This window comes from Hymenobacter fodinae (assembly GCF_004745825.1).
GTDB classification, from domain to species: domain Bacteria; phylum Bacteroidota; class Bacteroidia; order Cytophagales; family Hymenobacteraceae; genus Hymenobacter; species Hymenobacter fodinae.
The window spans coordinates 1,573,125-1,595,966 of sequence record NZ_SRLA01000002.1 but is presented as its reverse complement, the minus strand read 5'-3'; the positions used below and the strand labels follow the sequence as shown (position 1 = coordinate 1,595,966).

14 protein-coding genes are annotated in these 22,842 nt (G+C 56.0%); 10 read left to right on the top strand and 4 right to left on the bottom strand.

From position 1 onward, the window contains the following. Window positions 1–1,175: HAMP domain-containing protein (locus tag EU556_RS13995; RefSeq protein WP_245327654.1), on the bottom strand; the 1,175-nt coding region annotated here is incomplete at its 3' end. Window positions 1,176–1,527: 352 nt separating this feature from the next. Here EU556_RS13995 and topA point away from each other — a divergent pair. From topA to EU556_RS13965, 6 genes are all read left to right on the top strand, one after another. Continuing rightward, a complete protein-coding gene (gene topA / locus EU556_RS13990; protein ID WP_135434703.1) occupies window positions 1,528–4,008 on the top strand; it encodes a type I DNA topoisomerase in 2,481 nt (826 codons plus the stop codon). Between the two features lie 107 nt (window positions 4,009–4,115). Next, a complete protein-coding gene (locus tag EU556_RS13985) occupies window positions 4,116–4,991 on the top strand; it encodes a DUF4846 domain-containing protein (protein WP_135434702.1) in 876 nt (291 codons plus the stop codon). Between the two features lie 120 nt (window positions 4,992–5,111). Further along, window positions 5,112–5,804 (top strand): SIR2 family NAD-dependent protein deacylase, encoded by a 693-nt coding sequence (locus tag EU556_RS13980; RefSeq protein WP_135434701.1) that lies wholly within the window; start codon window positions 5,112–5,114, stop codon window positions 5,802–5,804. A gap of 33 nt (window positions 5,805–5,837) precedes the next feature. Further along, window positions 5,838–6,383, top strand: coding sequence for a metal-dependent hydrolase (locus EU556_RS13975; protein WP_135434700.1), 546 nt, complete (start codon window positions 5,838–5,840; stop codon window positions 6,381–6,383). A gap of 106 nt (window positions 6,384–6,489) precedes the next feature. Then, complete coding sequence (locus tag EU556_RS13970; protein ID WP_135434699.1) at window positions 6,490–10,215, top strand: ShlB/FhaC/HecB family protein; 3,726 nt, start codon at window positions 6,490–6,492, stop codon at window positions 10,213–10,215. A 136-nt stretch (window positions 10,216–10,351) separates the two neighbouring features. Beyond that, window positions 10,352–11,347, top strand: coding sequence for a Ppx/GppA phosphatase family protein (locus tag EU556_RS13965; protein ID WP_210116280.1), 996 nt, complete (start codon window positions 10,352–10,354; stop codon window positions 11,345–11,347). A gap of 71 nt (window positions 11,348–11,418) precedes the next feature. Here the strand turns inward: EU556_RS13965 and ppk1 are convergent, their stop codons facing one another. The 3 genes from ppk1 to gyrB are packed head-to-tail and all read right to left on the bottom strand — an operon-like array spanning window position 11,419 to window position 16,173. Further along, a complete protein-coding gene (gene ppk1, locus EU556_RS13960; protein ID WP_135434698.1) occupies window positions 11,419–13,701 on the bottom strand; it encodes a polyphosphate kinase 1 in 2,283 nt (760 codons plus the stop codon). A gap of 52 nt (window positions 13,702–13,753) precedes the next feature. Continuing rightward, entirely contained in the window at window positions 13,754–14,134 is a 381-nt protein-coding gene (locus EU556_RS13955; RefSeq protein ID WP_135434697.1) for a RidA family protein, read from the bottom strand. 50 nt (window positions 14,135–14,184) lie between these two features. Continuing rightward, the gene (gene gyrB / locus EU556_RS13950; RefSeq protein ID WP_135434696.1) at window positions 14,185–16,173 is read right to left on the bottom strand and encodes a DNA topoisomerase (ATP-hydrolyzing) subunit B; all 1,989 of its coding nucleotides are present in this window, start codon (window positions 16,171–16,173) and stop codon (window positions 14,185–14,187) included. A gap of 498 nt (window positions 16,174–16,671) precedes the next feature. Between gyrB and EU556_RS13945 the strand changes: the two genes are divergently transcribed. From EU556_RS13945 to EU556_RS13930, 4 genes are all read left to right on the top strand, one after another. Beyond that, the gene (locus tag EU556_RS13945) at window positions 16,672–16,995 is read left to right on the top strand and encodes a hypothetical protein (protein ID WP_135434695.1); all 324 of its coding nucleotides are present in this window, start codon (window positions 16,672–16,674) and stop codon (window positions 16,993–16,995) included. Window positions 16,996–17,390: 395 nt separating this feature from the next. Beyond that, window positions 17,391–18,338 carry a helix-turn-helix domain-containing protein gene (locus EU556_RS13940; protein WP_135434694.1) on the top strand — a complete coding sequence of 316 codons (948 nt, stop codon included), beginning with the start codon at window positions 17,391–17,393 and terminating at the stop codon, window positions 18,336–18,338. Window positions 18,339–18,431: 93 nt separating this feature from the next. Beyond that, a complete protein-coding gene (locus EU556_RS13935; RefSeq protein ID WP_135434693.1) occupies window positions 18,432–19,184 on the top strand; it encodes an SDR family NAD(P)-dependent oxidoreductase in 753 nt (250 codons plus the stop codon). Between the two features lie 749 nt (window positions 19,185–19,933). Further along, window positions 19,934–22,765 carry a PAS domain-containing sensor histidine kinase gene (locus EU556_RS13930; RefSeq protein WP_135434692.1) on the top strand — a complete coding sequence of 944 codons (2,832 nt, stop codon included), beginning with the start codon at window positions 19,934–19,936 and terminating at the stop codon, window positions 22,763–22,765. Window positions 22,766–22,842: the final 77 nt, after the last annotated feature.

The window sequence follows — 22,842 nt, the reverse complement described above, 5'->3', positions numbered from 1 at the left end:
ACACGGGTTACCTCGCCGGCAAACAGGTTGAGCGAGTCCACCATCTGGTTTAGGTTCTGCTTCAGCTGCAGCAGCTCGCCCTTTACGTCTACCGTGATTTTCTGCGTTAGGTCACCCTTCGCTACGGCCGTGGCTACGTTAGCAATATCTCGCACCTGCAGGGTCAGGTTCGAGGCCATCGTGTTTACATTGTCGGTGAGTTGTTTCCATACTCCACCCACGTTTGGCACCACGGCTTGGCCGCCGAGTTTACCCTCAGTGCCTACTTCCTGCGCCACACGGGTTACCTCGCCGGCAAACAGGTTGAGCGAGTCCACCATCTGGTTTAGGTTCTGCTTCAGCTGCAGCAGCTCGCCCTTTACGTCTACCGTGATTTTCTGCGTTAGGTCACCCTTCGCTACGGCCGTGGCTACATTGGCAATGTCTCGCACCTGAGAGGTCAGGTTTGAGGCCATGTAGTTTACGTTGTCCGTCAGCTCCTTCCAGATACCGCCTACGTTCGGTACGGAAGCTTGTCCACCAAGCTTACCCTCCGTACCTACTTCCTGCGCCACACGGGTTACCTCGCCGGCAAACAGGTTCAGGTTATCAATCGTTTTGTTGATGGTTTCGGCCATCACCTTGAAGTCACCCGATACAGGAATCTGGAAGGTTTCGTCCAGGTTACCCTTGCTGATGTTCTTCAGTACTTTGCCTACTTCCAGTACCGGAACGGCAATGCTGTCCACCAGCCCATTGATGTTATTGATCATGTCGCGCCAGAAGCCGGCGGCATTATCCGCTGAGGCGCGGGCTTTGAGGTTACCCTCTACCCCAGCCACCTTCGAAATGCGCGACACTTCGCCTCCTACCCCACCAATCATCTCCACCATGGAGTTGTAGGCCTCGGCTATTTCAGCAAAGATGTCATCGTTCTGCTTCGTGAGCCGCACCGATACGTCGCCTTTCTTAAAGGCATCAAGTGCGTACAGCACCCTGTTCAGCTGCTCATTCACGTAATCAGAATCGGCAGTTGAGCTTAGGTGCGGACTGCTGCCACGCTTGCGCGTGGAGTTATCGGAAGGACGTAAGGGCGGCATGGAGCCGTTGGTAGCTGGCGCAGAAGCCAACGTATCTAGGGTTTCCGGGGCGTCGGCTTCCGGACGGGTGTTCTTGGGCATCTTAGCTGAGGCCATAAACGAGGAGTAGTGGCGAAACCTCTGAGATGAGGCGGTGCACAAACGGAACATCGGGTGGACGAGTTCCAAGACTTACAAAGGTAGTAAATGCAGCTTTTTAGCCACCTATCCCACAAAAAACTTCCACAAAAACACTAAGTAGCGAGTACTTAGCTACTTGCGACACACAACCGGTTGAACCAACTCACTTCCTTACTCCTTATAGTATACCTAGCTACCCTTATTTGCAACGGCTTCAGCGCTGCAATGGATTATTCCAGCATCTTTGCGGCAAAATTCAACTTTACGCCGTGGCTGCCGTTTTCCAAGTAGGAACAGCTTTAGCGTTAGCAGTCACTCGCACCCCTATATGGTCAAAAATCTAGTCATAGTAGAGTCTCCGGCCAAAGCCAAAACCATTGAAGGCTACCTCGGAAAGGACTTCGTGGTTAAATCTAGCTTCGGCCACGTCCGCGACTTACCCAAGGACAATAATGCCATTGATATTGCCAATGGATTCAAGCCTACCTATGTCGTTTCCGCGGATAAACGGGATGTCATCAGCCAACTGAAGAAGCTTGCGAAGGAGGCTGAAATGGTATGGCTAGCAAGTGACGATGACCGGGAAGGAGAAGCTATTTCGTGGCACTTATCGGAAACGCTTAACCTAAGCAACGACAAAACTCGCCGCATTGTATTCCGGGAAATTACCAAGAATGCTATCCTGCACGCCATTGATACGCCCCGGGAAATCAACCTGGACCTGGTGAATGCGCAGCAGGCCCGACGTGTGCTCGACCGCCTGGTGGGGTTTGAGCTTTCGCCCGTACTCTGGAAGAAAGTAAAAGCTGGTCTTTCCGCCGGTCGGGTACAATCGGTTGCGGTGCGCTTGGTAGTGGAGCGTGAGCGGGAGATCAACCAGTTTAAGTCGTCCTCGGCTTATCGTGTGGTGGCTAAGTTCGACGCCGGCCGGGGTGCTGTGCTAGAAGCGGAATTGCCCACGCGCTTTAAAACGAATGAGGAAACTCAGGCTTTTTTAGAGCGTTGCATTGGTGCTTCTTATTCGATTGAAAACTTAGAGAAGAAGCCGGGCAAGCGTAGCCCAGCTCCGCCTTTTACTACTTCTACCCTGCAGCAAGAAGCCTCGCGCAAGCTGGGCTTCTCGGTGGCGCAGACCATGAGCGTGGCGCAGAAGCTGTACGAAGCGGGTAAGATCAGCTACATGCGGACGGACTCGGTGAATCTTTCACAGGATGCACTGGCCGCCGCCAAGGACGAAATCAGCCGGGCCTACGGACCCGAGTACGCACAAACGCGCCAATTCAAGACGAAATCAGCTTCAGCTCAAGAAGCGCACGAAGCAATTCGGCCCACCGATTTTTCACTCGTGAAAGCGGGTGCTGATTCGCAGGAGCAGCGCCTCTATGACCTGATCCGGAAGAGGGCCATGGCTTCACAGATGGCTGATGCCGTAATTGAGCGCACGGTGGCTTCTATCAGCATTAGTACCCAGCCGGGCACGCTGCTTACGGCTACGGGGGAGGTTATCACCTTTGAGGGCTTTTTGAAAGCTTATTCGGAGTCGAAAGACGAAGAAGTGCAGGATGAGACGCCCACGGAATCGACGTTCTCACGTGGGCTGCCGCCATTGTCGGTAGGCCAGGTGCTGCCCCTACAGCAACTGCGCGCAACAGAGCGCTTTGCCTCCCCGGCGGCGCGCTACACAGAAGCTTCATTGGTGAAGAAAATGGAGGAAATGGGAATTGGTCGTCCTTCCACCTATGCACCTACCATCAGCACTATTCAAAAGCGAGGCTACGTTGAAAAAGACTCGCGCGAAGGCAAGGAGCGCAAGTACCGAGTGCTGACGCTGGATGGCGACACCGTGAAGACGGAGGTGAAAACCGAAACCTACGGGGCTGATAAGGCCAAGCTGTTCCCAACGGACACGGCTATGGTGGTTAACGACTTCCTAGTGGAGCATTTCCCCGTGATTGTGGATTACCAATTCACGGCCAAGGTGGAAGATGAGTTCGACCAGATTGCCAACGGCCACGAGCAGTGGACTGATATGCTGGCTGGCTTCTACGGCACCTTCCACGAGACCGTGGAGCGTGGCCAGGATATTGAGCGCAGCACGTTAGGTAGCACCCGTGTTATTGGTACTCACCCCGACACTGGCCAGAAAATCACAGCGCGTCTGGGCCGCTTCGGTCCTTACGTGCAGATTGAACCTCAGGAAGGCTCGGAGGAAAAAGCGGTATATGCTAGCCTGCGGAAAGGGCAATTCATTGAGAACATTACCCTGGAAGAAGCCCTGGATTTGTTTAAACTGCCACGCATTGTAGGCCAGTTTGAGGAGAAGGACATGACGGCGGCGCTGGGCCGGTTTGGTCCATATATCCGGCACGACAGCAAGTTTTACTCGCTCACCAAGGAGCAAGACCCGCACACCATTACGGCCCAGGAAGCAATTGATTTGATTGAGGCTAAGCGCAAAGCTGATGCGGAGCGCCTCATAAAGGAGTTTGCGGAGAACCCAGAGGTGCAGGTGCTCAATGGTCGCTTCGGACCCTACATAGTAGTAGGCAAAAAGAACGTTAAGATTCCGAAGGGCGAGGAGCCAACCAGCCTCACGCTGGAGCGCTGCTTAGAGCTAGCCGCTGCCACGCCCGATAAGCCCGCGAAAGGAGGCCGTTTCGGCGCTAAGAAAGCTGCCCCCGCTGCTGATGACACCGCCGACAAGCCTGCTAAAAAGGCTCCGGCGGCTAAAAAATCAGCTGCTAAGAAGCCAGCCGCTAAAAAAGCCGCTGGCACTGCTACCAAGAAGGCCGCTCCCAAAGCGAAATAAGCACTGCTTATCAAGTACCAGTACAAAAGCCCCAACCTATTTGGTTGGGGCTTTTGCATTAAAATATTAGCAAAAATCTATCGTTACGAAGCCTCTTACTCTGTGCTATGAATATGTTGTTGCCGCTGCTAGGGCTGCTTGGATTTTTGAATGCCTTTATAGCTATTCCTAACCTACCTCCCCTAGTTAATCCTACTAGGGCCCTAGGCCAGTACCAATGGTTGCCAGGAGGTAAATACGATGCCCAGCAAAGCTTATCAGTGCGCTTTCCGGCTCCGGCAGGCTACCAACGGGTAACCGTAGCCTCTGGTAGCTTTGGGCAGTGGCTGCGGAATCTACCGCTCTTGCCCGTAGGCACTCCTGTACGCCTGCACAACGGTCAGTTAAAAAGCCGGCAAGATGTGCATGCCGCCGTGGTAAATATTGACACTGGCTCACGGGATTTGCAGCAGTGTGCCGACGCAGTAATTCGTCTACGGGCGGAGTATTTGTTTAGTCTCAACCCCGACCAAGTACACTTCCATCTCACCAGTGGCCACGACATCCGGTTCCAAGACTGGTATCAGGGCCGCAGCTTTCGGGTTGTCGGGGAAGACGTTTTGCCGGCCACCAAACCAGTGGAGGCGCCTACGCACTTGGTTTTCCGGCACTACTTAGATCAAATTTTCACGTACGCGGGCACACTGTCACTGAGCCGGGAGCTAACGGCCGTGCCCCTAGACCAGGTGCAGCCCGGCGACGTTCTCATTCGGGGTGGCTCGCCGGGCCATGCGGTGCTGGTGCTGGATGTGGCAACACAGCCCGGAACTGGCCGGCGCGTGGCGCTGCTGGCACAAAGCTATATGCCTGCCCAACAACTGCACGTCCTGAAGGCAGGCCCCCGACCCGACTCCGGAGCTTGGTTTGTACTTGATGCTAATCAAGAGCATGTGTTTACGCCGGAATGGACGTTTGCCAACGATGAGCTAAAGCGGTTCGAATAGGTAGCTTAGCTTCTTCACTTGCTAGTAGGGAGCGTAGGTCTGAAAAGCTCAGTTTGCCATTGGTTCGCAACGCAGAAGAACAATGCCTCGTCTTTACAGCATTCATCAGCGGCAATACCTATGAAAAAGAAACTGGTAGTACTCACTGGGGCGGGCATCAGCGCGGAGAGTGGCCTAGCTACCTTCCGCGGGTCAGATGGGCTGTGGGAAGGGCATCGGGTAGAGGATGTAGCCTCGCCCGAGGGTTGGGCCCGCAACCCGGAGCTGGTGCTCGATTTTTACAACCAACGCCGCTCGGCTGCCCGGCAGGCCCAGCCAAATGCGGGCCACCGGGCGCTGGTTGAACTGGAACAGGCCTACGAGGTAATAATTGTAACCCAAAACGTGGACGACCTGCACGAGCGAGCAGGCAGCAGCCACGTCATTCACTTGCACGGCAAGCTGATGGAGTCGCGCAGCACCCGGCACGAGGAGTTGGTGTATCATCTCACCTCTGACTTCCTGCACCTCGGCGACACCTGCGAAAAAGGTCATCAGCTGCGGCCCAACATTGTGTGGTTTGGTGAGCAGGTAACCCTCATGGAGCGAGCTATTGAAGAAGCCGCCACCGCCGATATATTTTTGGTGGTGGGCACCTCCTTGCAGGTATACCCAGCGGCCGGATTGGTGCATTACACTCGCCCCACCTGCCCCGTCTACATCATCGATCCGCAACAGCCCCCGGTTTCGCCACGGCCCAACCTACACTTTGTGCAGGAGCCTGCTTCAACCGGCGTACCCCGGATAGCTCAAGAACTGCTTGCCAGCGCCTAGCCAACATATATCGGCAAATACTGATATTGCGGCATGGCTTCCATTTTCGGACACACTATTGCCGGTGCAACGCTGGGTAAGCTGCTATTGCCAGAAAGGCGCCATTGGCGCTGGTGGCTAGTGGCGGCGGCCTGTGCTTTTCTTCCCGATGCTGATGTTATTGGCTTCAAATTCCACGTGGCCTACGGTAGCCTGTGGGGTCACCGCGGCCTCTCGCATTCCTTGTTGGCTGCGGCGGTAGTGGCCTCCTGCCTTACAGGCCTAGCAGCAGCACTACGCCGCAATAGTGCCGGAGTTCCTGTTGGCCGGGTTTGGCTTTTGCTGTTTCTAGCAACCGCTTCGCACGGCATGCTCGATGCCATGACCACGGGTGGCCTAGGGGTAGCGTTCTTCAGTCCTTTTGATACAGAGCGCTACTTTCTGGGGATGCGGCCAATTGCCGTTTCTCCCATTGGCGTGAAGAATTTTGTGGGTGAGTGGGCAGCTCGGGTGTTGCGGAGTGAGGTACTGTGGGTAGCATTACCCTGCGCCGCCGTGCTGTTGCTGCAACGCCTGCTTCGGCGGCCCATAACCCGGTAAGTGCACCTTCTAGCTTATTCCTGTTCTACTCTTGACTCAGAAATTAAAATGCAATTAAATCGTTGAGTCAGATTCTGCGTAGAACAGGCCTCCACACATTCACTCTATGCCACTACGCTATACTCGTGTGCTCCTGACCAGCCTTGGTTTGGCAGCCACTTTTCCGGCATTTTCGCAGTCAGCGGCGCCTACTCACACGGTTTTTCTGCTTGGCAATACCGCCACGGCAGAGTTGCCAGCCAGCCATTTACAGGCCCTGCGCCGCACCCTAGAGCAACAGCAGGGCACCTTCACGGTCGTGCATCTCGGCGACATTGTAGGCAACGCCGGTCTGGGGAGTAAGAAAGACTCTACGCAAGCCAGCCAGACTGCCCGCGCCGATGCACTCATTGCTTTGGTACAGGGCCTACCCAATGGCAAGCTGTACTTTGTACCCGGCGACAAAGACTGGGACAACTCGGGACCCGATGGGCTCAAGCGCGTCCGGCGCTTAGAAAAGTACATTGAGGACAAGCTGCCCGGTCAAAATGCCTTCGTGCCCACTGGCGGCTGCCCCGGCCCCGAGGTGGTGGACGTAGCGCCCAACGTACGACTTGTGGCCATCAACTCCCCCTGGTGGACGCACCCGTATTCCCGCCCCGAGGCACCCAATACGGACTGCAAAACTATGACCAAGGAGGAATTCCGGGAGCAGTTGCAGGATGTGTTAGACGATACCAAGGGCCGTAACGTGCTACTCGTAGGCCACCAGCCCGTACTGAGCAACGGCATTTATGGTGGACACATGCCCCTGAGCCGACACTTGCTGCCCCCGGTAGCCGGTAGCATCTACGCTGCTTACCGCCAGAACGTAGGCTCCCCGCGTGACCTTGCCAACCCCGCGTACCAGGAGTTTCAGAAGGAAATGCTGAACACGCTGCGCGAAAACCCCGGCGCCGTATACGCCGCCGCTCACGATTTCAGCCTGCAGCTCACCCGCAAAGACGAAAACTACCACGTGGTGTCGGGCTCGTTTGTGGAGAGGCAGCACGTGGGTGCCAATCGGGCTTCGCAGTTCAATGAATCGAAGGAAGGATTTACCCGCCTCGACTATTACGGTGATGGCACGGTAAAAACGGTGTTCTACACCTTTGAGGGCGGCGGTACCGCGGCCAAAGAGGCCTACGCGGCTACGCTGTTTCAGTCGGCTTGCCAAGAGCCACGCCTGCCTAATATTCCCGTCAACAACTTTATTCCGGAGTGTCCGACGGCACCCAAGGGCGTAGCGGAAGTGAAGCCCGATGCTCCCTTTCAGGCTACGCAAACCCTGGCGCCGGGCCCGCAGTACCGTGGTACGGGGTCCTCGCGCTTTTGGCTCGGTAATCTTTACCGCACCTCCTGGACGCAGCCAGTGCAGGTGCGCACCCTCGATTTGAACACCGAAAAAGGTGGCCTACGCCCCTTCGGGCGCGGCGGCGGACGCCAGACTACCTCCCTCAAACTGATTGCAGCCGACTCCTCGGAATACGTGTTTCGCTCAGTTGACAAGGACGTGACCCGCATCCTGCCGCCAGAGCTGCGCAATTCCTTTGCCGCCGATGTACTACGCGACATCACACCCACGGCACACCCCTACTCGGCGCTGGTTATCAGCTCCATGCTCGATAAAACGGATATTCTGCACGCTCGCCCCCGGCTGTTTGTGCTCCCCGATAACAACCAGCTAGGCCCCTACCGAGAGGAGTACGCTGGCCTGCTGGGTACCCTGGAAGACCGCCCCGTCGACCCCAAACCCAACCTGCCCGGCTTCGGGGGTGCTGATGATGTGCGGCGCTCGTTCAGCTTCTTTCGTCAGCTCTACAAAGACAACGACAACCGCATTGATGCCGTGGCCCTGGGTCGGGCGCGAGCGTTTGATATGCTCGTAGCCGACTTCGGCAAGCACGAAGACAACTGGAAGTGGGCTGGTTATGAAAACGGCAAAAAGACCGTGTACAAGCCCATTCCGCGCGACCGGGACCAATCCTTTACCCTTTGGAACGGCAAGCTGACTTACCTGGCTAACCGCGAATGGGCTGTGCCTAGCATTGAGGATTTCCAGGCCGAGTTTCACGACATGAAGAGCCTGAACTGGCCCGCCCGCCACCTTGATCGGTTTTTGCTGCAGTCGCTGAGCCGGGAGCAGTGGCAGGAAATTGCGCGCTACCTGCAAACCCAGATTACACCCGCCGCCATTGATGAGGCCACAGCCCAGCTGCCCCCAGAGATGATGCCTCTCTCGGGCAATGATCTGAACCGCAAGTTGAAAGCACGCATCCAAGAGCTACCCCAAGCCCTGGATGAGTACTATCTGCTGCTGGCTAAACGGGTAGATGTGGTGGGCTCCAATAAGGCCGAAGTATTTCAGGTAGACCGCCTCCCCGATGGACTCATGCGGGTGCGGATGTACGATAAAGCCAAGGATGGCGATGGTCCCAACGGCCAGCCCCTCTTCGACCGTACTTTCTCGCCCAAGGAAACCGATGAAGTCAGCCTGTATGGCCTAGACGGCAAAGACATATTCACCGTCACGGGCTCAGCAAATAAAAGCGTGCTCCTGCGCATTATTGGCGGCGAGGGTAAAGACCAAATTGCCGATGACTCGCGGGTAGGTGGCCTACGCACCCTCACGAAAGTGTACGATGTGCCCGGCACCGACCTCAAAGCTGGCCCCGAAACTGACAATCACTTCTCCGCCCGCCCCGACATCAACCTGTACGACCGGGAGCAGTTTGAGTACGACACCTACAAGCCGCGCGCAACCCTCATTTACAACCGCAACGATGGATTCGGGGTGGGCGCTGGCGTTGATTTTGTGCACCAGGGCTTCCGGAAGCCGGGCTTCAAAACCCTCTACTCATTTGATGTGCGGGGCTCCAGCAACGGCAACTTCCAAACGTCGTTGGCCTCGCGCTACCGCTACGCCTTTGGCAAGTGGGATATTGGAGCCCGCGCCGAGTACGGCAACTTCTTCTCCTACTATAACTTCTTCGGCCTGGGTAATAACACCACCAAAGACCAGGACCTGTACGACGACAACTTTTACCGGGCCCGTTACAAGGGCTTTACACTGGGTGCCTTCACCGAACGGGTGTTTCTGCAGCGCAGCGTATTCCGGATCGGGCCTACTTATGAGCACTACACCTCCAACTACAGCCGCAATAGCTACCTAGGCCAGTTGGAAACGGCCGGCGGCACTCCCGAAATTATTGCCCCCAATACTACGTTCCAGCGCCTCATTGGCCTAAATGCCCTGCTGGATCTGGACTTGCGTGACCGGCAGATGTTTGCCCGCCGGGGCGTACGTTTGCGGGTACAGCACGACAGCTACCAGCAACTCAACCGCGGCAAGGGCAACTTTGGCCTGACGCAGGGCTTCGCGGAGTATTATGGCACGGCTCGCCTCGGTATTCCGGTTACGCTGGTGCTCAAGGGCGGCGGCGCCAAAAACTACGGCAACGACCGGGAGATTCCGTTCTACAAATTCACCAGCATAGGCCTACGGGAAGGGCTACGCGGCTACTACCGTAACCGCTTCACCGGCGACGCCAGCCTGTACTTTAATTCCGAGCTACGCTTGGCACTGGGCCGCGTGACGACTTCCTTCCTGCCCTTCTCCTATGGAGTATTTGGGTTCTATGACCGGGGTCGGGTGTACTTCAACGGCTCGTCGCCGGGGGGCTGGCACGAGGGCTACGGTGCCGGCTTCTATATAGCGCCGGTGTCTGATCAGTTTGCCTTATCGGTATCGTATCAGAAGTCACCAGAAAATGGTCTACTCCAGTTTGGGCTGGGCTTCCGGATTGATAATTAATGGATTGCTTTTTAGTTGACACGCCTTGCCCTGCCACGGGGTAAGGCGTGTTCATTTCAGCCCTAGGCCACTAAACTGCCGTACCCGCTTCTAACGGCTATATTTGGCCCATCTTCTCCTTCATCCTGTTCTGCCGATGGAATATCCGCTTCTGAAGTTAGCTGCCATTGATATTGGGTCGAATGCCGTGCGCTGCCAGATTTCGGCGGTACTGCACTACGGCGACCGGTACCGCCTCAAGCGCGTGGAATACGTGCGCTACCCCCTTCGGCTCGGCGAAGATGTATTTGCCACTGGCGAGATTTCAGAGAAAAAGCAGCAGAAGTTCATCAAGTTTCTGCACGCCTTGCGCCTGCTGATGGAAGTGCACGACGTGGCCCATAATCATTACCTAGTATGCGCTACTTCCGCTATGCGTACCGCTCGCAACGGCAAAGAAGTGGCGGCGCGTATTCAGCAGGAGTTGGGCATGACCGTGCAGGTGATTGATGGGCAGGCTGAAGCTGCGTATATCAACCGCGTAATCGAGCATCTGCTCGAAGACAACAAGCACTACCTACACATTGACGTAGGCGGAGGCAGCACCGAATTCAATATTTACCACAACCGCCGCAAGGTGGCTTCGCAGTCGTTTGAGGTGGGCTCAATCCGGCGCATGCAGCAGGCCGAGGCAGGCCTAGCCGGCACCGATGCCCAGAACGAAACATGGCAGCGCATGGAAGAGTGGGTAAAGGAAAACGGCCGCCGCTACCACGTCTCGCGCGCCATTGGCACGGGTGGCAACATCAACAAGCTCTACAGCATGGCTCAGCCCTCAGTAGATAAGCCCGTAACGCGCCGCCGCATTGCCAGCATCCTCGACCAGCTCACCCGCATGACCATGGATGAGCGCGTGAACGTAGCCCTACTCAACCCCGACCGCGCCGACGTGATTGTGCCAGCTGGCCAGATCTATCTTTCCGCCATGGAGTGGGCCAATATCAGCCAAATGATTGTGCCCGATATCGGCCTAAAGGACGGTATGCTGCAGACCCTGTTTGAGGAGCACTTTGAAGAGTTTCGGCCTCAGGACGACCACACGCCCGGTTTTCCCCACCCCATGGTGCAAGCCCGCCCGACCGAAATCGAATAAGCCTACTGGCCTATAAATACAACAGCCCTCCCCAATTGTGGGGAGGGTTGTTGTATTTATAGCGAACTGGCCTAGGCCTCTAACTGCAATTCCTCGCCACCCAAGTCAACGGGTACGGGGTGCTCTGGTTCCGAGTCGGCGGGGTCGGGGGCGTTAGGGCGGTCATCGGCTGGCACCGACTCCTGCCCGTCACCCGTGCCACGAACTGCCGATACTTCGGCCCGGCACAGGTATTCATCGTAGAGGGCCGTTTCGGCCACCATGCCGTAGTTGCGCTGGTAAAACTCCTTGTGCACGTTGAAGGCGGGCTCATCCTCCGTAGGCTGGCGCCGGATGTAGGCCCCGTCCTCGCGCATGAGGTAGGTATTCTGATTGTCCTTGAGGTTGAAGTAGAGGATATTAATGGCCTCCCGCTTCAACTGGGGGTTGACAATCAGGAACAGCGCCTCAATGCGGCGGTCGAAGGAGCGCACCATCAGGTCGGCTGAGCCGGCGTACACTTTCGGGTCGCCCGCTTGGTGGAAGTAGAACATGCGGGAGTGCTCCAAGAAGTCGCCCACAATGCTGCGCACCTCAATGTTCTCGCTCAGCCCTGGTCTACCAGGCCGCAAGCAACAAATGCCGCGCACAATAAACCGGATGGGCACCCCGGCCTTGGAGGCGCGGTAGAACTCATCCATCATCTCCCGGTCTTCCAGGGAGTTCATCTTCATCACAATGCCGCTGGGCAACCCCTTCTTGGCATTGCGCACCTCCTCCCGAATCAGCGAAATCAGCTGCTGGCGCATGTCCTTGGGCGCCGTAATCAGGTATTCGTAGTCGTCGGGCTGGGAGTGGCCCGTAATTACGTTAAAGAATTCCGACACGTCGTGGCCGTACACGTCGTTGGTGGTGAGCATACTCACGTCGGTGTAGATGCGGGAGGTCTGCTCGTTGTAGTTACCCGAGCCGATGTGCACGTAGCGCGTCACCTTCTCTCCTTCCTTCCGGATGATCATGAGCATTTTGGTGTGCGTCTTGTACTTGCTCACCCCGTAAATCACGAAGCAGCCCGCCTTTTCCAGCTTGGCGCCTTCCCGAATATTACGCTCTTCATCAAACCGCGCCTTCACCTCAAACAGCACCGACACGTGCTTGCCGTTTTCGGCGGCCTTCAGCAAAGCTGCCGTCACGCGCGAGTCGTCGGCCAGTCGGTAAATCGTCTGCTTGATACCCAGTACGTGGGGGTCCTCAGCGGCCTTCTCCAGCAGAGCCACTACGGGCTCAATACTGTTGTAAGGGTGATGCAGCAGTACGTCGTGGGTTTTAAGGTACTCAAACATATTGTCCTCGGCTCCCTCGGGCAAGCTTATGGGCTGCACCGGCGCGGGCATTTTGGCGCCCTTGCCGCGGAAGTTTGGGTGTTTAAGAATCTGCAGCAGCCCCTTCAGATCAATGAGGGAGTTGATGACAAAGACGTTGCCGTTATCAATATTCCAACGCTCTTTCAGCACTCCCGTAAGGGCCGCCGAAGCATTGGGTTCCACCTCCAGGCGCACCACGCGGCCCTTCTTGCGAGTTTTGAGGCCGAGCTGAATTTCCTTGATGAAGTCAACATCGATATCGTCAGACTCTTCCAGCGTAAAGTCGCCGTTGCGGGTAATCCGGAACAAATCGGCCGACACGATTTCGACGTTGCGGAACAGTTTGGGTAGGTTGGCCCGCACAATCTCTTCAATCGGCACAAAGATTACTTTGTCCTTACGCGTGAGTTCGAAGAACCGCGATAGGTTCTGCGGGATCTGCACGAAGGTGAGGCGCTCCTGCCCTTTTTCCGCCTCGGCATCGCCCCCACCCGAGCGCGTAACTACCCCAAAGATGAGCATGGAGTTCATCATCAGCGGAAAGCCGTGGTAGGAGTCGTACACCATGGGCGTGAGCAGCGGGAAGATGGTGTTCTTGAAGTAGCCATCGGCCTTCTTCAGCTCCAGTTCTGTCAGCTCTGCCATCTTGAGCACATTGAAGCCGTTCTTCTCAAACAGCGGCTTCAACTCGTTCAGATAGGTCATCGACTGGTCGTTGACAAAGCGGTGCGCAAAATCCAGCAGCTTGCGTCGGAATGGCAGTTCCCGCAGACCCGAGTAGTCAACGCGCTCCTTGCCGTAGTCGAGATAATTATAGAGCGAACCTACCCGAATCATGAAGAATTCGTCGAGGTTCGAAGAAGTAATAGCCATGAACCGCAACCGGTCAAACAACGACCGGCCGGCGTCCTTAGCCTGATCCAGCACGCGGTAGTTGAACCGCAGCCAGCTCAGGTCGCGGCTGATGTATTTGCTTTTGCGAATGAGGTCGGCAGACTTGAAGAGTTTCATAAAGCGAAGGAAAGGCCAGACAAAATACGAGCAAATGGCCTCGGTAGTAAATCTATTCTGGAATAATAGCAGTGGCTTCTATCTCCACCAACAGGCGCGGGTCAATCAAGGCTTTCACCTCCAGCATGGTGGAGGCCGGCCGGATGGAGCCGAATACCTCGCCGTGGGCCCGCCCCACGGCCTCCCAAGAGGTGATATCGGTGAGGTAGATGCGGGTCCGGACTACGTGCTCAAAGTCGGCGCCAGCTTCCCGTAGGGCTAGGCCTATCTTCTCCAGCACCCGCTTGGCCTGATTATAAGCATCTAGGCCAGTGATGATGGCTCCGTCTTGAGCGGTGGTACCCGCCACTTCCACTACGTTACCCACGCGCACGGCCCGGGAGTACCCCACTATGGGTTCCCAAGGGGCGCCGGAAGAAACAAGCTGCCGCATGTGGCCTAGAAGAAATAAAAAAGGCCCGCTGTTCAGCGGGCCTTTTCGTGTTACACGTCGAGTTTCGCGTATTTAGCGTTTTTCTCAATGAAGTCGCGCCGGGGAGCTACTTCATCGCCCATGAGCATGGAGAACAAGTGGTCCGCTTCGGCGGCCGACTCCACGGTCACTTGCTTCAGAGAACGAGTGGCAGGCTGCATAGTCGTGCTCCACAGCTGCTCGGCGTTCATCTCGCCCAGCCCTTTGTAGCGCTGCACGTTTACGGTTTCTGGCTTGCCCCGGCCCATGTCTTCCTGAGCCTGCTGACGCTCGGCTTCGGTCCAGCAGTAGCGCTCCTCTTTGCCGCGCTTCACGAGGTAAAGAGGCGGCAGCGCGATGTAGATATAGCCGTTGTCAACCAGCTCCCGCATGTAGCGGAAGAAGAAAGTCAAGATCAGCGTCCGGATGTGCGAGCCGTCGATGTCGGCGTCGGTCATGATGATGATCTTATGGTAGCGGAGCTTGGCCGTGTTCAGGGCCTTATCGTCGGCTTCAATACCTTTCTCTGGATCAGCGTTTACCCCGAAGGTTACCCCCAGAGCGGTAATCATGTTCCGAATTTCCTCGTTCTCCAGAATGCGGTGCTCCTGGGCTTTCTCCACGTTGAGAATCTTACCACGCAGAGGCAGAATAGCTTGGAAGGCGCGGTTGCGGCCCTGCTTGGCAGTACCACCGGCCGAGTCACCTTCCACAAGGTACAGCTCGCAGATTTCAGGATCCGATTCGGAGCAGTCGGCTAGCTTGCCGGGCAGGGAGTTGGAGCCCAGCACGGTTTTGCGCTGCACCATCTCGCGGGCCTTGCGGGCCGCAATGCGGGCCTTAGCGGCCAGAATCACCTTCTCGATGATGATGCGGGCCTCTTTGGGGTTTTCCTCCAGGTACTGGTTGAGGATTTCACCCACCACCTGGTTCACGGCACCGTTTACCTCGGAGTTGCCCAGCTTGCCTTTGGTCTGACCTTCAAACTTAGGCTCAGCCACCTTCACCGAAATGATGGCGGTAAGCCCTTCCCGGAAGTCGTCGCCTTGGATTTCTACCTTAGCCTTGGCTACCTCACCCGATTTCTCGGCGTAAGCTTTTAGCACCCGCGTGATGGCCGAGCGGAAGCCCGCCACGTGCGTGCCGCCTTCATGGGTGTTGATGTTATTGACGTAGGAGAAGATGTGCTCCTGGTACGAGTCATTGTACTGGAAAGCAACCTCTACTGGAATGCCACGCTCCGTCGAAACGTACACAGGCGTAGGCATCAGCACGGTACGGCTGCTGTCGAGGTACTGCACGTATTCGGCTAGGCCACCCTGCGAGTAGTACTCATTACGAACGGGCTCAGCTTCGCCCCCATCCTCCACCGGACGCAGGTCCGTCAGGATGATGCGGATACCCCGGTTGAGGTAGGCCAGCTCACGCAGACGGGTAGCAATGCGCTCGTACGAGTAAATGATGGTCTCGTCGAAGATGGAGGGGTCTGGCTGGAACCATACGGTGGTACCGCGCTCGGTAGTGTCGCCAATCTGACGCACATCGTACTCGGGCACCCCAATGTTGTATTCCTGCTCGTAGATGTGGCCATCACGCTTAACGGTAACGTGCGTGTGCGTGCTCAGGGCATTCACGCAGCTCACCCCTACGCCGTGCAGACCACCCGACGTCTTGTAGCTGTTCTTGTCGAACTTACCACCGGCGTGCAGCACGGTGAGGGCAATTTCCAAGGCCGACTTGCCAAACTTCTGGTTGATGCCCACCGGGATACCACGACCGTTGTCTTGCACGGAGATGGCGTTGCCGGGGTGAATGGTTACTTCAATATGGTCGCACTGACCGGCCAGGGCCTCGTCAATGGAATTGTCTACTACTTCCCACACCAAATGGTGCAGGCCTTTCACGCCGGTATCCCCGATGTACATGGAGGGGCGCTTGCGCACGGCTTCCAACCCTTCCAGTACCTGAATACTATCGGCGGAGTACTCTGCGGGGGCTAATGTCTCTTTCGTTTCACTCATAGTGCGGGAGGTTCAGCGCTAACTGTCTAAGTAGGCAAAGATACCGAAAATATCCGGTTTTTGCCACCGTTTGCCCGGTTTCGGGCATTCTTGTTTCAACAAGCGCGGAGCCCTCGAAGTGCCCAAAAAGTCAACTATTCTGCTCTAGTACTAGATAGATATTTTACTACTTGCCCAGCTAACCCACAAGGCCATTCCCAAGCAACTTTTCCTGCTCGTTAGCTGATGCTTAGCATCCTGCAGAACTACTTCAGGCCAATGTTACCCGTTGCTCGGCTACGTTACCTGCGCCTCCAGCACTTATGTAGGCGTTGCTAGAGGGTGGGGCCAAGGGATTGGTAGATATTGTAGGCAGACTAGACGATAATTTCGCGGGCTTGAAAGAGGAAACGCACTACTGGGGAGCGGTGCAAGGGGCCTTGGCACTTGGCTTGCAAGCTGGCAGACAAGCGCTTACTAAGTCTCCTTACCTCAATCTCACCTCTTTTCCTTCCTACCATGAAAGCCTCCCTCTTTTCCTTCGTTGCGGCCCTAGGCCTGCTTGCCAGCTCTACTTCCATTGCCGCTGCTTACCCTTCCGATCCTTATAAGACTCGTAAAGAAGCCATCCGCTATGACCGAAGAGCCGAAGTAGAACGGGCTCGTCGTGAAGCAGCCCAGCGCAAGTACGAACTCGAACGCCAGCGTCAACTGGCCGCGCAACAACGAGCCCGCCTAGAAGCTCAGCGTCGTGCTGAGCAGCAACGGGCCGCCGAGCGCGCCCGCTGGGAAGCCCAGCACCGCCACGACAACCACGACCGTGACTACGGATACCGCCGCTAAGCTTGGTCTCTAAGCATGAATAGAAAGCCCTATCCGCCCCCGGATAGGGCTTTTCTTTGCGCGCTAACTGCTCTAGGCCACTGCTTTTCTCCTAGCCAGGCTGCGGGTTGGGTGGCAGAGCGGCAAATTCCCACGGCCCCGGGAGCCGACCACACATCTACTAGTAGAAGTTGAAGTGTTCACTTATCCCAGATCTGCACTTCTTTGGCAACACCACTTACCCGCACCCTTCTGTATTTATGTAAATGCAGCAGAAATACTTTCCTTTTTCTCTGCACTATCTAAAAGCAAGAGTTTCAAAATACGGGGGATACAAAAAACCTCCCTGCTGCAACTTAGTTTAGCGTATCACTGCTCTAGGAAGAAGTGCTCTATATTTGATTTTCTCATACGCTATGGCCACTCTCAAAACAAACCCCCTTGAGGAATTTTATCAGGAATTAACCACCTGTACGGGCGGCGAGCTGGATGCTTTATTGCCCAGCGGTATTCAGAAGGACATTGGGCATTTCAACGTGTTTGACCTGGCGGCGGTCTGGCAACCTGCCCAAGCGAAACCAGCAGTATCCTACGCCTGCCGGTCTTTTTACAAGATCAGCTTGCTACGCGGGCGCAGTCGGGTTGACTACCCCGATGCTACTATCCACATCGAGGACAGTACCTTGGTCTTCTCTTCGCCTAAACTCCCCCACCAGTGGGCGCCCGAGCCCGAGCAGAAAGGTCATTTTTGCGTGTTTACAGCTGAGTTTCTATTACCTGCCAACAGCGGCGTAGTACTCGACGAGCTACCAATTTTTAAAGGAGACCGACACCCTGTTTTCAAGCTCTCGGCGGCTGATAACAGCCGGGTGGAAGCTCTCTTCCAACGCATGCACGAGGAAATGGCTTCGGACTATGCCTATAAGTACGACTTGCTGCGCACCTATGTACTAGAGCTGATTCACCTGGGCCAAAAGCAGCAACCCGCCACGGTACTGCACCCGGCGCACAGCGGGGCGGCCCGACTTACCTCATTATTCATTGAACTCTTGGAGCGGCAGTTTCCACTGGAAACCCCGCAGCAGCGTCTACTTCTGCGCACGGCCAAAGACTACGCCGACCACCTAGCGGTGCATGTGAACCACCTCAATAAGGTGCTCAAAGAAACTACCGGCCGCACCACCACCGACTTAATCGGCAGCCGAATTGCACAGGAAGCGAAGGCCCTGCTCCGGCAGACCGACTGGACCCTGGCTGAACTTGCTGATAGTCTGGGCTTCGCCGATGTGGCGCATTTTGCCAACTTCTTCAAACGGCAAACGGCCGTTGCCCCCGGGGCCTTCCGCAGCCTGGCCGTGGTTTGATTTTCACATAAAATGGATTGCTGAGCGCAAAAGCCAAGCTGGAGGCGCACCAGACCTTTGTCGTGTTCTTTCTTACACGTCACAGCAATTCAGATGACAACCCCTAAAATCGCCCTCGTAACCGGCGGCAGCCGCGGTATCGGCAAAGACATCGCCCTGCAGTTAGCCCAGAAAGGTATCGACGTCGTTCTTACCTACCATACCAATCACCAGGAGGCCGCTGCTACGGTAGGCCAGATTGAAGCCCTCGGGCGCAAGGCCGTTGCCTTGCAGCTAAATACGGCGCAGGTATCTAGTTTTTCTGGCTTTTTCGCTCAGCTCACCACAACCCTTACGGGCACTTTTCAAACGGACCGCATCGACTTTCTGATTAATAACGCCGGCACCAGCCTCAACACGCCCTTTGCCGAGATGACCGAGGCAAAGTTTGATGAGATGCTGAACATTCATTTCAAGGGCGTATACTTCCTCACCCAACAGGCCTTGCCCCTGTTGCGCGATGGGGGCCGCATCGTCAATATGTCCTCGGCCACTACCCGCAGCGCCTTTGCCGGCGTATCGGCCTATGCTAGCATGAAAGGGGCCGTGGAAGTGTTCACGCGCTACCTGGCCCTTGAATTAGGGACGCGAAGTATTACGGTCAACGTAGTGGCTCCCGGCGCCATCTTTGGGGGTGGTGCCATGCAGGACACCCCCGAGATTCGGGAATACGTGGCCAGTATAACCGCCCTAGGTCGGGTAGGCCTGCCCGACGATATAGGCGGTGTAGTGGCCTTCCTGTGCAGCGAGGAAGCTAAGTGGGTGAATGGCCAGCGCCTTGAGCTAACGGGCGGCATGACTCTGTAGCTGCGGGGTAGTGGCCTAGAAGCCTTCACGCACTTAGATACATCACTTAAAGAGCCAGCCTGCAGAAGAAAACTTCTGCAGGCTGGCTCTTTTGTACAGTACCCTTCGTCGGAGTAGAAGTGGGTTAAAGTATGGGTTGATAGGAAGGACAAGAGTGGGACGTACCAGGCACTTAGCACAGCTCAACGGGGACACCGGCTGCACACTGCGCTAGTGCGAAGAGTGCTAACTCGATGACATTCTAATTCTACCTGCTAGCCTTCCCCAACTCTCCTGTACCATTTTAAAGTCCAGCCTAACGGAACAGAAATAGTTGATCCTATCCTCATGTAGTTCCGCTTCCATTGTCTAAGCGTCTGCTATGTCAAAACTTTTCCTGTCTTCTCCTACGTGCCTTTGTCTCTAACTACCGAATGCTCCACCTATTCATTTCGAACACACACTTCTGGCACTAGTTGAACTTTAGCTTGTATTACCCAGGCCACAAAGTGGCGTAAAACGTTGTTGTCTGTTTCGAACCATTCTACGCATTTTACCGTGCTACTAGGCCTGTCTCTGTCCATGCTGTAATTATCTAACTTGCAGCAGCCAGCGCGAGTATGGCAGAAAGTCATCGAGTATTTACTTCAGATTTAAGGTACCATACGCTACGCTTATGGTTTTCTTACCGAAGCATTAGGTGCTCCTTCTTTGTTGCTTATGAGTAATTAGCTTGTTCGCTCTGCCCTTATTATTCTGTTGCTGTCCCAATGGATTCTGCCCCCAAGTCGCTTACTATCCCACCCTTCCCTAATAGCGTGTTGCGCGACCTGCTGGACGTTTCACTTTCGGCTCTTCACCTAGTCAAGCCAATATACGCCCCAGATGGCGTACATATTGAAGATTTCTCTCTTGACTACGTGAACCTCGCCGGCCAGCGCATGACTGGCCTTTCGGAGCAACCCAATAGTACGCTACTCACGCTTTTCCCAAGTGCTGTCGCCGCCGGCATATTTGACTATTACCTGCGTGTGTACACGAGCAATGCTCGCTCCGAGTTTGAGGTAAACTACCAAGCTGATGGCCTTGATAATTACTTCAAGCTCTCGGCCCGACGTAGTGGTGAATGGCTGGTAGTAAGCTTCACCGACACCGCTGATCAGGACCGCAGCGCCGTGGAGGTGGCCCTGCGTGAGAGTCAGCGGCGTGAGCAAGCCCTCCGCGTGGAGGTTGAGCACCAGCACAATGCTCTGCGTAGTTTTATTGAGGATGCTCCGGTGGCTGTAGCTGTGTATCGGGGGCCGCGCTACCGCGTAGAAATAGCCAACGCTACCACGCTGTCTATTTGGGACCGTACGCTCCCCGACGTGCTGGGCCGACCAGTATTTGAGGTTATGCCTGAAGCAGCTACCCCCGAGGTTGTAGCCATCTTCGACCGAGTGTACGCCACAGGTACTGCACACACAGCCTACGAGCAGCTTACTACGATTGACCGCCACGGCCGAAGGGAGCAGGTGTACTGGAACTTCGTGTTTCAGCCTGAGCTCGAGCCTGACGGTAGCGTCGGAGGCATTCGGTCCATTGGAACTGAAGTAACCGAACAGGTGCAGGCCCGCCAGCAGGTGCAACAATTCAATCAAGATTTAGAGGTTCGGGTAGAGGAGCGCACGCGCCAGCTAGCTGCAACCCAAGCGGAAGTCTTGGCAGCGGCCCAACGGCGCGTGCAAGAGGTAGAAGAACTGTATCAGGTATTGGAGCAGACGCCTGCGGCCATTGCCATAACTCGCGGCCCCGAACACCGCTACGTGTACGTGAATGCGGCCGCGCGAACATTATTTTCTGGCCGGGAACTGCTAGGCCACACCCTAGCGGAGGCTCTGCCGGAAACCGAGTCGCTAGGCCTCTTGGCGCTCCTGAACAAAGTATATGAAACCGGGGAGACGTTTACTGGTACCGAGCAGCCCATCGATTTCACCAGCGCTGCTTCCCACCCGGAGCCAGTCCGCTACTTCACTTTCACCTACCAGGCTTACCACGAGAACGGCGCTGTAGTAGGTGTCTCCACATTTGCCTACGATGTGACTGAACAGGTGCTGGCCCGGCAGCGCGAGCAGGAAAGCGAGTTACAGATTCGGGCCATAGTAGAAGGCGTGCCCTTCCCTATCAACGTATGCGTGGGCCCCGACTTCCGCATTCAGCTAGCCAACCAAGCAATGCTGACTGCCTGGGGCAAGGGGCCGAGCGTTTTCGGTCAGCGCTTCGCCGATGTGTTACCCGAACTGGCCCAGCAGGGCGTTACGGCTCAGTTTCGACAGGTAGTAACCAGCGGCGAGCCTCTTCACCTGCGCAATCAGCGCTTTGAAGTGGTCATTCATGGCACGCCGCAAACCTTCTACTATAACTACAGCCTGGTGCCCCTGCGCGACAGTAAGGGGCAGGTGTATGGCATCCTAAATACGGCCGCTGAAGTAACCGACCTAGCCTTAGCTCACCAACGCCTAGCAACCCTGGCCGGCGAGCTGCAGGAAAGCGAGGCTCGTTTCCGTACCATGGCCGACGCCGCGCCCAATCTGGTGTGGGCCGTGCACCCCGACTCCTCTATCCGCTACATAAACCGCGCCTTCCTCGATTTTGTGGGAGTCAAAGATGAGCAGGAGTACTTGGCAGCGGGTTGGAGCGAATATGTGCCAGCAGAGGAATTTGAGCAGGCGCAGGTCACGTTAACTGGAGCCATTGAGCAGCTTAAGCCCTACGTAATGGAGCACCGCATGCGGCGCCACGATGGGGAGTACCGCTGGCTACTATCCCAGGGCGCGCCCAGCTACCTGCAGAACGGTGAATTGTATGGTTACGTAGGTTCGGCCATCGACATTACGGAGCTTAAGCAGGCCAATGAACAGTTACGGCGCACCAATTCCGACTTGGATAACTTCATTTACACGGCCTCGCACGATCTGAAAGCTCCCATTGCGAACATTGAGGGGCTGCTTTACCTGCTGCGGGACGAGCTGCCCCCCGCCGTAGCCACTGACCAGGCCATTGCCCCTACCCTCGCGCGCATGCTCGATTCAGTTGAGCGCTTCAAGCGGACCATCACCCACCTGACTGAGGTATCCAAGCTGCAAAAGGAGTACGCGACACCCACGGCCGTCGTAGACGTAGCAGCAGTAGTAGAAGACGTACGCCGCGACTTGCAGCCGTTGCTACTCGAAACGGCTGCGCAACTAATGGTGGCAATAGAGGCCGTGCCATGGGTGCAATTTTCAGAGAAAAACTTGCGCTCGGTGGTCTATAATCTGCTTAGCAATGCCCTCAAGTACCGCCACCCCAACCGCCCAGCAGAGGTAACGCTGCGGGCCCGGGTGCAGCCCGGCTATATGGTGCTCGAGGTGCAAGACAATGGCCTCGGCATCCACCCAGATCAGGTGCCCCGACTGTTCACCATGTTCCAGCGCTTTCACACGCACGTAGAGGGCACCGGTATTGGCTTGTACATGGTGCAGCGTATGGTAGAAAACGCCGGGGGCCACGTGGAGGTGGAAAGCCAGGAAGACGTGGGCACTACGGTATCAGTTTATTTACCCTCATTACCTCTTGCGTAGACATTTGCCTTGCCCTACATTTCCCATAATTCATTATGCCCTATTTGCACCCGAGAACGAGTTACTACCTTCCATAG